The 11,640-nt window shown below is 72.2% G+C and carries 9 protein-coding genes; 3 read left to right on the forward strand and 6 right to left on the reverse strand.

Annotated elements, in window-relative coordinates; all coding sequences use genetic code 11:
* Positions 1–15 precede the first annotated feature (15 nt).
* Entirely contained in the window at positions 16–453 is a 438-nt protein-coding gene (locus QQS16_RS19530) for a MarR family winged helix-turn-helix transcriptional regulator (RefSeq protein WP_286063123.1), read from the reverse strand.
* A 150-nt stretch (positions 454–603) separates the two neighbouring features.
* Between QQS16_RS19530 and QQS16_RS19535 the strand changes: the two genes are divergently transcribed.
* The gene (locus QQS16_RS19535) at positions 604–786 is read left to right on the forward strand and encodes a ribbon-helix-helix protein, CopG family (protein WP_189949620.1); all 183 of its coding nucleotides are present in this window, start codon (positions 604–606) and stop codon (positions 784–786) included.
* A 43-nt stretch (positions 787–829) separates the two neighbouring features.
* Here QQS16_RS19535 and QQS16_RS19540 read toward each other — a convergent pair whose 3' ends face one another.
* Positions 830–2,281 (reverse strand): NCS2 family permease, encoded by a 1,452-nt coding sequence (locus QQS16_RS19540; RefSeq protein ID WP_286063124.1) that lies wholly within the window; start codon positions 2,279–2,281, stop codon positions 830–832.
* A 149-nt stretch (positions 2,282–2,430) separates the two neighbouring features.
* Between QQS16_RS19540 and QQS16_RS19545 the strand changes: the two genes are divergently transcribed.
* Together QQS16_RS19545 and QQS16_RS19550 are read left to right on the forward strand one after the other, a co-directional pair.
* A complete protein-coding gene (locus QQS16_RS19545; protein WP_286063125.1) occupies positions 2,431–2,703 on the forward strand; it encodes a DUF2530 domain-containing protein in 273 nt (90 codons plus the stop codon).
* Between the two features lie 113 nt (positions 2,704–2,816).
* Positions 2,817–5,210, forward strand: coding sequence for an HAD-IC family P-type ATPase (locus QQS16_RS19550; RefSeq protein WP_286063126.1), 2,394 nt, complete (start codon positions 2,817–2,819; stop codon positions 5,208–5,210).
* Positions 5,211–5,222: 12 nt separating this feature from the next.
* Here the strand turns inward: QQS16_RS19550 and QQS16_RS19555 are convergent, their stop codons facing one another.
* From QQS16_RS19555 to QQS16_RS19570, 4 genes are all read right to left on the reverse strand, one after another.
* Positions 5,223–6,095 carry a hypothetical protein gene (locus tag QQS16_RS19555; RefSeq protein ID WP_286063127.1) on the reverse strand — a complete coding sequence of 291 codons (873 nt, stop codon included), beginning with the start codon at positions 6,093–6,095 and terminating at the stop codon, positions 5,223–5,225.
* Between the two features lie 144 nt (positions 6,096–6,239).
* Positions 6,240–7,112 carry a calcium-binding protein gene (locus tag QQS16_RS19560; protein ID WP_286063128.1) on the reverse strand — a complete coding sequence of 291 codons (873 nt, stop codon included), beginning with the start codon at positions 7,110–7,112 and terminating at the stop codon, positions 6,240–6,242.
* 185 nt (positions 7,113–7,297) lie between these two features.
* On the reverse strand, positions 7,298–10,453 hold the full coding sequence (locus QQS16_RS19565) for a sacsin N-terminal ATP-binding-like domain-containing protein (RefSeq protein WP_286063129.1): 3,156 nt from the start codon (positions 10,451–10,453) through the stop codon (positions 7,298–7,300).
* Between the two features lie 235 nt (positions 10,454–10,688).
* Positions 10,689–11,615, reverse strand: coding sequence for a DUF3027 domain-containing protein (locus tag QQS16_RS19570; RefSeq protein ID WP_286063130.1), 927 nt, complete (start codon positions 11,613–11,615; stop codon positions 10,689–10,691).
* Positions 11,616–11,640 lie beyond the last annotated feature (25 nt).

The following is an 11,640-nucleotide window of genomic DNA, read 5'->3' on the forward strand; positions in this document are numbered from 1 at the left end:
TCCTCGTGAACGGTGTTACAGGTGTGCGAGTTTCTCCAGCACGGGGGCGGCGGCGCGCAGTGTGGCCCACTCGTCCTCGTCGAGGTTGTCGACCAGGGTGGCCAGGAAGGCGTTCCGCTTGCGGCGGCTCTCCGCCAGCATGGCCTCGGCCTGCTCGGTCTTGGTGACGACCTTCTGGCGCCGGTCCTCGGGGTGCGGCTCCAGGCGGACCAGCCCCTTGGCTTCGAGCAGGGCCACGATGCGGGTCATCGACGGCGGCTGCACGTGCTCCTTGCGGGCGAGTTCACCCGGGGTGGCCTTGCCGCACAGGGACAGGGTGCCCAGCACCGACATCTCGGTGGGGCTCAGCGACTCGTCGACCCGCTGGTGCTTGAGCCGACGGGACAGCCGCATCACGGCGGAGCGCAGGGAGTTCACGGCGGCAGCGTCGTCGCCATGGGTGAGGTCCGGCATCTCTTTAGCGTAACTCATTACCCTCGCTAAACAAGCTGGGTGCACAGGCGATTCCCGTGACTCGGGCCACGGAAACCCGATCATCACCCGTACGAGTGAGACGGCGGCGGAAAGTGAACGCCGTCCCGGGCCTGCCGCGACCCTCATGTCATGGGGACCAGCGTGCTCAGCCTGCGGATAGACGGGGAGCTGCTCGAGCGGCTCCGGCACCATGCGGCCAAGAGGGGGATGAGCGTCCAGGACTACGTGGTCCGGACGCTCGTCCGCGACGACTTCGACGAGCGGTTCCAGACCGCCGTCGAGGAGACGGAGAAGTTCTACGGGGTCACGTGAGCGGATCCACGGGGACGGCCGACGTGCCCGCGGGCGGGGCCGGTCAGGTCAGACCCAGCGCCGGCATCAGGTAGGAGAAGGCGAACACCGCCGACACCACGTACATCGCGGCCGGGATCTCCGTGCGCCGGCCCGCCGCCAGGCGCAGCACCACGAAGGCGAGGAAGCCCATGCCGATGCCGTTGGTGATCGAGTAGGTGAACGGCATCATCACCATCGTGATGAACGCCGGGATCGCGATCGTGTGATCGGCCCAGTCGATCTCCGTGACCGAACCGGCCAGGATCAGGAAGCCGACCGCGAGCAGCGCCGGGGTGGCGGCCTGGGAGGGGACCATCGTGGCGATCGGCGTGAGGAAGAGCGCCACGGTGAACAGTCCGCCGGTGACGACGTTCGCGAAGCCGGTCCGCGCGCCCTCGCCGACCCCGGCCGTGGACTCCACGAAGGCGGTGGTGGCGGAGGAGGAGCCGGCGCCGCCGACGGCGACGGCGAGGCCGTCGACGAACAGCACCTTGTTGATGCCGGGCATCTGGCCCTGGGCGTCGGTCAGCCTGGCCTCGTCGCTGACGCCCATGATCGTGCCCATCGCGTCGAAGAAGCACGACAGCAGCACGGTGAAGACGAACAGGACGCCCGTCAGCACGCCGACCTTGCCGAAGCCGCCGAACAGGCTGACCTCGCCGAGCAGGCCGAAGTCGGGGGTGGCGACGGGGTTGCCGGGCCACCGGGGCGTGGTCAGGCCCCAGGACGGCACGTGCGCGACGGCCTCGACCACCAGCGCGAGGGCGGTCATCGCCACGATCGAGATCAGGATCGCGCCGGAGACCTTGCGGACGATCAGCGCGAGGGTGAGCAGGGCGCCCAGGACGAAGACGAGCACCGGCCACCCGTCGAGGTGACCGTCGCCGCCGAGCTGGAGCGGCACGGTGGTGTGCGCGGCGTCCGGCATGCGGGAGACGAAGCCGGCGTCCACGAGACCGATCAGCATGATGAACAGGCCGATGCCGATGGAGATGGCCTTGCGCAGGCCGAAGGGCACGGCGTTCATCACGCGCTCGCGCAGCCCCGTGGCGACCAGCAGCATCACGACGAAGCCGGCCAGGACGACCATGCCCATGGCGTCCGGCCAGGACATCCGGGGGGCGAGCTGGAGCGCGACGACCGAGTTCACACCGAGCCCGGCGGCGAGCGCGATCGGCACGTTGCCGACGACGCCCATCAGCAGGGTGGTGAACGCCGCGGTCACGGCCGTCGCCGTCACCAGCTGGCCGTTGTCGAGCTGGTGCCCGTACATGTCCTTCGCGCTGCCGAGGATGATCGGGTTCAGCACGATGATGTAGGCCATCGCGAAGAAGGTGGCGAAACCGCCGCGGACCTCCCGGGACAGGGTGCTGCCCCGCTCGGAGATCCGGAAGTGGCGGTCGAGGGCGCCGTACGCGGGCGCGCCGCCCGGCTGATCGGGCGCGGGGACCCTGGCGGGGGCCGAGGTGGACATGCGTGACCTCATCACCGTTCGGCTCCCCCCGGCGCCTTTGGTGTTTCGTACGAAGAGAACGGGCCGGACACAAACCGTTTCAGTATGAACATATATCGCCGGGACCGCCATCTCCGCGCGTAGACCTGATCACGTCATAAGCTGTTCCCATGGCGAAGTGGACCCCCAAGCACGAGGCGCCGGAGCCCCTGGAGGGCCCCATCGTCCCCACCATCGTTGGCGGCACGATCCTCTGGTTCGTCCTCTTCCTGGTGCAGCTCCCCTTCTACGGCTGGTTCGACGACCGCGGGCTCACCTGGTGGGTGTGGACCTGCCTGGCCGGCGGAGGACTCGGGTTCATCGGCATCTGGTACGTCCGCAGGCGCGACGCGGCGATCAGGAGGGCCACCGCCGGGGACACCCGGACCGCCGCCGCCGAGTGACCGGGGCGCCGTAGTACCACGGCATCACTCCTCCCCGGCGCCTCTCCTCCGCAGGTCGGATCTTCCGGCCACTCGGCGGGTGAAGGCGCGGCTCCGCACGTACCGTCGGAGGCATGACGGACATCGACGCGGGCGCCGAACTCGACCCTGCGCGCCCGGCGACGGCCCCGGTGGCGGTGACCGGGCTGACCGCCGCCCAGGTCGCGGAGCGGGTCGCGCGGGGGCAGGTCAACGACGTCCCGGTGCGCAGCAGCCGGTCCACCGCCGAGATCGTCCGCGCGAACGTCCTCACCCGGTTCAACGCGATCATCGGCGTGCTCTGGGTGATCATGCTGGTCGTCGCGCCGATCCAGGACAGCCTGTTCGGTTTCGTGATCCTCGCCAACACCGGCATCGGCATCGTCCAGGAGTGGCGGGCCAAGAAGACCCTGGACTCCCTGGCCGTGATCGGGGAGGCCCGGCCGACCGTGCGCCGGGACGGGGCCGCCGCCGAGGTCGCCACCAGCGACATCGTGCTGGACGACCTCATCGAGATCGGCCCCGGCGACAAGGCCGTGGTGGACGGGGTGGTCGTCGAGGCGGACGGGCTGGAGATCGACGAGTCGCTGCTGACGGGTGAGGCCGACCCCGTGGTCAAGCAGCCGGGGGACCAGGTCATGTCCGGGAGCTTCGTCGTCGCCGGCGGCGGCGCCTTCCAGGCGACCAGGGTGGGCCGCGAGGCCTACGCCGTCCAGCTCGCCGAGGAGGCGTCCCGGTTCACGCTCGTCCACTCCGAGCTGCGCTCCGGCATCTCCACGATCCTCAAGTACGTGACGTGGATGATGGTCCCGACCGCGATCGGCCTGATCGTCAGCCAGCTCTTCGTCAAGGACAACGACCTCAAGGACTCCATCGCGCGGACGGTCGGCGGCATCGTCCCGATGGTCCCGGAGGGCCTGGTCCTGCTCACCTCCGTCGCCTTCGCCATCGGCGTCGTCCGGCTCGGCCGGAAACAGTGCCTGGTGCAGGAACTCCCGGCCATCGAGGGCCTCGCCCGCGTCGACACGGTCTGCCTCGACAAGACGGGCACCCTGACCGAGGGCGGCATGGACGTCACCGAGCTGCGCGTGCTGGACGGCGGCGACGAGTCGTACGTACGCAAGGTCCTCGGCGCCCTCGGCGAGTCCGACCCGCGCCCCAACGCCTCCCTCCAGGCGATCATCGACGCCTGGCCGGACGCCGAGGACTGGCGCTGCACCGCGTCCCTGCCCTTCTCCTCCGCCCGTAAGTACAGCGGCGCCTCCTTCGACGAGGGCGACGGCGAGGCCGGTACGTGGCTGCTCGGCGCTCCCGACGTGCTCCTCGACGAGGACGATCCCGCCCTCGCCGAGACCGAACGGCTCAACGAGAAAGGGCTGCGGGTGCTGCTGCTGGCCCGGGCCGCCCGGGACCTCGACGATCCGGACGTCGCCGCCGGCGCCCGGCCCACCGCCCTCGTCGTCCTGGAGCAGCGGCTGCGGCGGGACGCGGCCGACACCCTGCGCTACTTCGCCGAGCAGGACGTCAGCGCCAAGGTCATCTCCGGGGACAACGCGGTGTCGGTGGGCGCGGTGGCCGCCAAGCTGGGGCTGAGCGGCAGCACGGTCGACGCGCGCCGGATGCCCGCCGACCGGGACGGCATGGCGACGGCCCTGGACGAGGGCACGGTGTTCGGGCGGGTCACCCCGCAGCAGAAGCGGGACATGGTGGGCGCGCTCCAGTCGCGCGGACACACGGTCGCGATGACCGGCGACGGCGTGAACGACGTGCTCGCCCTGAAGGACGCCGACATCGGCGTGGCCATGGGATCGGGGTCGGAGGCCACCCGGGCGGTCGCCCAGATCGTGCTGCTCGACAACAGCTTCGCGACGCTGCCCTCGGTGGTCGCGGAGGGCCGGCGGGTCATCGGCAACATCACCCGGGTCGCGACCCTGTTCCTGGTGAAGACGGTCTACTCGGTGCTGCTGGCCATCCTGGTGGTGTGCTGGCAGGTCGAGTACCCCTTCCTGCCCCGCCACCTGACGCTGCTGTCCACCCTGACCATCGGCGTCCCCGCCTTCTTCCTCGCCCTCGCCCCCAACAAGGAACGGGCCAGACCCCACTTCGTGCGGCGGGTGATGCGGTACTCGATCCCCGGCGGAGCCGTGGCGGCGGTGGCGACCTTCGCCACCTACCTGATCGCCCGGCACCACTACACCGGCAGCGGCGCGCTGGACGCGGAGACCAGCGCCGCCACACTGACGCTCTTCCTGATCTCGATGTGGGTGCTGGCGATCATCGCCCGCCCCTACACCTGGTGGCGGATCGCCCTGGTCGCGGCGATGGGCGGCGGGTTCCTGGTCGTGCTGGTGGTGCCGTGGCTCCAGGACTTCTTCGCCCTGAAGCTGGTCGGCGTGACGATGCCGTGGATCGCCGTCGGCATCTCGGTGGCCGCGGCGGCCGTCCTGGAACTCTCGTGGAGATGGGTCGACCGCCGCTTCCCTGCCTGAGAAGTCCGTCGGTTACCGCACGTCGACGTAGTCACCCGCGGCGTTGACCGCCGGGGTGGTCGAGGTGCCCGCGAAGCTGTAGCGGAAGTAGCCGTCGACGGACGCCGTCACCGTGGTGCTCAGGTTGCCCGTCGAGTTGGTCTTGATGGTCTTCACCGTGGTGTACGTGCTGGAGTTCGCCTTGCGGAACTGGAGCTTCACCGGCTGGGTCGAGTAACCCGCGTACTTGTTGGTCTCCCAGTTGGCCCGGGACAGCTTGCCGGTGACCGTGATGGTCTTGCCCTTCTTCACCGGCTCCGGCGTCGCGTCGGCCGTCAGCTTCGACAGACGCTGGACCAGGATCTTGCCGAGGCCGCCCTGCACCTTCTCGCCCTCGGTGCTGTAGTCGAGGGCCAGGCCGCCGCCCGACCAGGTGCCGGCGTTGGCGTTCCACAGGTCACCCGGCTCGATCTCGATCGCGCCCTTGCAGTTCGCCGTGGTCGCCGAGGTGGCGGTGCAGGTGGCCGGATACGCGCCGAACAGGACGTTCTCCGCGCTGTCGAAGGACGAACCCCGGTAGAGGAACGGCCCGGTGGCGAAGTCCTCGGAGGTGATGTCGACGTCGGCGCCGTGGGTCAGCGTGTAGGTGGCCGTGACGGAGACCGGAGCGGTCGTCCCGACCTTGACCGCCTTGGCGACCTTGAAGTTCGAGAAGCTGACGCCGAGTTCCGGAGCTGCGGCGGCGTTGAAGGCGGTCCTGTCCGCGCCCGGCGAGCCGGCGTGCGCCAGCACCCGCGCGGCCTGTGCCCGGTAGGAGGAGTCGTCGGACGCCTGCGCCGCCGGGACGGCGAGGGCGGACAGGGCCAGGGCGCCGGAGACGGCGGCCACGGTGGCACGAATGCGCATGGGTTTCCCCCAGAAGAGAGGGCCCCGACGGTGGTCTGCCGCCGGGGCCCGGGTGACCATGTGAGCCGTGTGGCTCACATGGTCAGATGCGTGCGGGAGGGAATCGGTTGGTCCCTGCGCCGCGGATCGTGCGAGGAACCGTGCTCAGCGCACGTCGACGTAGTCACCCGCGGTGGTGACGGCCGGGGTGGTCGAGGTGCCCGCGAAGCTGTAGCGGAAGTAGCCGTCGACGGACGCCGTCACCGTGGTGCTCAGGTTGCCCGTCGAGTTCGTCTTGATGGTCTTCACCGTGGTGTACGTGCTGGAGTTCGCCTTGCGGAACTGGAGCTTCACCGGCTGGGTCGAGTAACCCGCGTACGTGCGGGTCTCCCAGTTGGCCCGGGACAGCTTGCCCGTGACCGTGATGGTCTTGCCCTTCTTCACCGGCTCCGGCGCGGCGTTGACCGTCAGCTTCGACAGACGCTGGATGCGGTGGGTCTTGTAGTAGTCGGTGTAGTAGACCTCGCCGTCCTTGGACAGGGCGCCCACGGAGACGTGCCAGGTGCCGGCCAGGGCGTTGGCGTACAGGTCGCCGATCCCGTCCTCGGTGTTCAGGCCGGGCGCGACCGGGATGGTGAGCTTGCACTTCGACGTCGTGGCGCTGCTCGCCGTGCAGGTGGCGGTGTCCCCGCTCGGCGGCAGGAAGCCGTCGGCGTTGTCGACGTCCGGGCCGTGCCAGAGGTCGATGTAGGCGTCCTCGATACCGCTGGCGTGGCTGGCGGTCAGCGACACGGAGATGGTCTTGGCGACGGTGGTGCCGAGCACGATGTCCTTGCCCGCGTTCACCGTCACGCCGGAGACGGTGGGCGTGGCGGCGGCGCCGAACGCCGACCTGGCGGACGAGGTGCCGAAACGCTCCGCGATGCTCGGCCGGTCCAGGCTCACGGCGCCCTGCGAGTCGGCCTGCGCGGCCGGCACGACGAGAGCGGACAGGGCCAGGGCACCGGAGACGGCGGCCACGGTGGCACGAATGCGCATGTAATCCCCACGTGAAAAGGGGCCCCTCCGCCCGTCGTCGCACACGGCTCGTGGTCACGTCGGGGCCCAAGTGATCGGGGAGTCTGTTGACTCACCCGATCAGATACGCGACGGAAGTGAAAGGTTGTACGACCGGTAGAAGATTCGTGCGGGAATTTCCACGACTCGCGCCCACGCCCTCCGGTTCAGTCGAACCACCGGTCCCGGGCCAACTCCTCGGTGCGCGACGGGTCTTCGAGCAGGGCCGCCACCTCGAACCGGCGCGGCCACTGCCCCGCCGCCCAGGCCAGGCCGGCGGCCACGCCCTCCAGGGTGGCGGCGTGCAGCACGCCGTCGTCCGTCAGGCGCCAGTCGATCTCCACACCGTCGACGAGGAGTTCCTCGTGCTCGACGTAGGACGACGGCGTGCGCGGACCGAGCAGCACCCGCACCGGAGCCGGTACATCGTGCTCCGTGCCCTCGGAGTCGACCCGGCCGGTGACGGACTCGCTCAGCCGCCGCACTTGGAACAGCTCGGCCAGCTCGGCGGCGCGCGCGGGCCGTACGGGAAGCAGCGGCACCCCCTCGGTGAAGGGCAGCAGGTCGGGCGAGTCGACGACCACGGCGTCGGCCGCGTCCACGACCTCCACCCGTCCGTCCACCACGGCCCGCAGCGCCTCAGGCAGCGTCACCTGACCGGGGTCCAGGCCGGCCAAGGCGCTGTAGAGGCCGTGCAGTTGGGCGCCGCCGACCTCGCGGTCCGGGTCGGCGAGCCGGTCCAGCAGCTCGGCGGCGCCACCGGGCTCGTCGAGCAGCGCGGCGACCGTCGTACGGACGCCGAGCGCCCGCAGCACCTGCTCGTCGTCGAAGCCGGTCGCGTCCGCCTCGTCGTACAGGCCGCGCAGGAGCCGGTCGCCGCCGGCCGCCAGCAGGCCCGCCGGGCGGCGGCCGTCGAGCACCGGGTGCCCGCGCAGCCACCAGGCCGTGTACGACCGGACGACTTCGTGCGTGCCGTCGGGCAGCAGCATCCGCACCGGCTGGGTCAGCGCGTCCCTGAACGGCGGCCGGGCGAGCAGGGCGAGGGCCCGGGGCCACTCGTCGTCGTCCACCAGGTCGAGGTCGCGTACCGCGACCAGCTCGGTGGCGACGGGCGGGACGGGGGTGTCCGGGAAGCGGTCGAGAATGTCCTCGCACCACACGTCCACGGCGTCCAGCAGACCGGCGTCGTCCGGTTCGGCGAAGTCGCCCTCACGGGGCTCCAGTTCGTCCGGGTCGAGGACCACGTCCGTGGCGCGCACCAGGGCGAAGGTGGCGAGCACCCCGCAGGCGGCCAGCGGCTGTTCGCCCCACCTGTCGGCCAGCTCGGCATCCACGGTGGCCAGTTCGTCCTCGCGCATGACCTGGTGGAAGGGGCTGCCGGGCAGCACGAGTTCGCCCGCGGGGGCGAGTTCCCCGTCCTCGTCGGGCAGGGCGAGGGCGCCGAGCCAGGGCTCGTCACCGGGCTCCAGACCCGCGTCCCGGACGAGCGCGAGGACGGTGTCGGCCAGCTCGTCCGCGCCGGGAGCGTCCTGCTCCCAGTCCAGTGCGCCCCCGTCGTCGTCGAGGGACGTGGCGACGGCGGCCCGCACCTGCGGCGTCGTGAGCACCGCGCGCGGGGTCGCGGGCAGGGCGCCGAGCTTCTCCAGGAGCGGGTGGGCGGCGTCCGGGTGCGCCACCTTCAGGCCGAGCCGGGAGAGAACCCCCGGATCGACGGGCGCGCTCTGCGACGTGGGCAGGAGCACCTGCCGGGGCCCGATGGTGGTCCGGCCGTCGGCAAGCGGCACGGGCAGCCCGGACAGCCGGTCCGGATCGACCCCGGCCAGGCTGTCGTACAGCCGCCGCCACCACTCCGGCGCCTTCTCCAGCCCCGCCAGCCGGTCCACGGCGTCCGTGAGCGGGACCCGGGCGACTCCCAGCGTCCGCAGCTCCACCCGCCGTTCGAGCCCGGCCGGCAGCAGTGTGGGCAGCACCTCCGCCAGGACCCGTACGGTGTCGGCGCCCGCGCCCTCCACCACCTCGGCGTCCCGGGGCCGCAGCGTCTCGGGCAGGTCGTCCGAGCCGTCGTCGCCGAAGTCACCGGAGCGGACGGAGTCGCCGGTGGGCTCCGCGGCGGGCGGCAGGAAGGACGTACGGGGCAGCCGCTCCAGGACGGCCTGGCGCAGCGCCCCGTCCAGCTCGCCCTTCCCGAGCGGGCCGGGCACGAGGTCGATGATGCCGGTGGTCACCGGCCGCCAGCCGGCGAGGAGTCCGGCGTACGCGTCCGCCGCCCGCCGCACCAGGAAGTCGGTCAGCGGACCCGGGGCCGCGTGCCGGCGGGTGGTGTCCAGCGGGAACGACGCGATCAGCAGGGCGGGGACGCCGAGGGGCTCGTCACTGGGGGTGGGCGCGTGCAGGACCGGGCTGGTGCGGGGGCGGGCCGGGGTGCCGTCGGCGTCGACGGGCACGGCCCAGGTGACCGACCAGTACGGGCGCAGCCGCTCCTCCACGGGCCGGTCGGCGAGCAGGTCCGGGGTGAGCGGCCCGTGCGCGGCGGCCGTACGCCAGCGGGTCGTCCCCTCCCGCGAGTCCTCCACGACGGTGAAGTCTCCGTCGGTACGGCGGCGCAGGGTGCGGGCGGTGTCGTCACCGGTCTCGACGACGACCTCGTCCAGCCCCGGCAGGGCGAGCAGGAGGGCGTCGTCGACGGCGTCCAGCAGGCGCTCGGCGAGGTCGGCGGCGGCCGGGTCGCGCAACGGCAGGATGACGGCCGTGTCGTACGGGTCGGGGGCGGTGCCCTCGGCCGCGAACGGGAGCCGGAGCAGCGGCACATGTCCGTCACGGCGGCGGATCTCGTCACCCAGCCCTGGACTGTGCCGGGCGACGTCGGCGGCCAGTTCGCGGGCCTCGGCGAGCGCCCACCGGACACCGCCGTGCCGGCCGACGACGGCGGGCTCGTCGGTGACGGACAGCACGGAGGCGAAGCCGACGCCGAAGCGGCCGATGGAGGGGGTGTCGCGTTTGGCGGAGGCCCGCAGCGTGGCCAGGGACTCGACACCGGCCGCGTCCAGGGGGGCGCCGGTGTTGGCGGCCACCAGGACGCCGTCGCGGAGGGTGAGCCGGAGACGGCCCGGAACACCGGCGCGGGCGGCGGCGTCGGCGGCGTTCTGCGCCAGCTCCACGACGAGCCGGTCGCGGTAGCCGCCGAGGACCAGGTCCTCCTCGGCGTTGGCGTCCTCGCGGAACCGGGCGGGGCTGGTGGCCCAGGCGTCCAGCACGCCCCGCCTGAGACGGGCGGTCCCGAAAGGATCCGCACCCTCGGCCGCGGCCCGCACGAACTTGCTCACGTTGACTCTCCTCATCGGCGTGACGATGAAGGTACCGCGAGGCGGGACGCCACCTGTCCGGGGAGACACCCCGCGCCGCCGCCGTGCCGCTGGGGCTCCGCCCGCGTCGGCCCCGGACCGTCAGCCACCCGCCCCCACCGAGACGGGCGAACGGGAGGGAACGGCGGGCACGAGCACCCCCACGCACCGGCACGGCACCGAGCACCGGCACCGGCACCCGCACCCGCACCCGCACCTACGAGTGCCCCAACTCCGCCGCGTCCTCGTCGGAGACGTCCGGCACGGAGCCCGAGTCCCGGGCCGGCCGCAACGGGAAGGGATCCACCGTCGTCTCGTCGATCACCGGCGGAGCCGGCCGCGGCGGCTTCGGCATCACCGCCGCCTCGGAGTGCCCGCCGCACCCGTACGCCAGCGACACCAGCCGCCCGTCGGCCGGGGAGAACTCGTTCGCACACACCCCGAAGGCCTGCCCCAGCGACCCCCCGATCGGCAGCAGGAAGCCACAGCTCACGCACGGCGCGGGCGCCGCCTGCGCCATCGGCGCCTTCGCCCCGTACGCCTCTTCCCAGCGGTCGGCCGCGACGTGCAGCCCGTAGCGGGACAGCACCCGCGCCCGCCGCATGCCGAGTTCCTCGGCGACCGCGGCGATCGAACCGCGCCTGGGAACGGCGGGCAGGGTCGCCGGCGCCCCCTCGGTGACCTCGGCGTCCTCCGCCTCCACCAGCTCGGCCAGCTCCTGCGAGACGGGCGCGTTGGGCAGCGGTTCGTCGTCACCGGTGTAGCCGGGCTCCAGCCGCAGGTCCTCGGCGTCCGTCGGCAGCAGGTCACCGGGGCCCATGTCACCGGGTCGCAGCCGTTCGCTCCACGGCACCCACTCGGGGGCCAGCAGCGCGTCCGGCCCCGGCAGCAGGACCACCTCGTCCAGGGTCACGTTCTTCGCGCGGGAGGCGCGGGCGACGGTGACGGCCCAGCGCCAGCCCCGGTAGCCGAGCTCCTTGCACTCGAAGAAGTGCGTGACGACCCGGTCGCCCTCGGACACCAGGCCCGCGTGCTCGCCGACGACGCCGGGAGCGGCGGCCTCCTCGGCGGCGGAGCGGGCGAGGTCGACGGCCTCGGCGCACAAGCGGTCGGGGGTGCGGCTTCGCGTGGTCGCTGCGCTCACAGGTATCGCTTCTCTCCTACGCCGT

It is taken from the genome of Streptomyces sp. ALI-76-A (assembly GCF_030287445.1).
Taxonomy (GTDB): Bacteria; Actinomycetota; Actinomycetes; order Streptomycetales; family Streptomycetaceae; genus Streptomyces.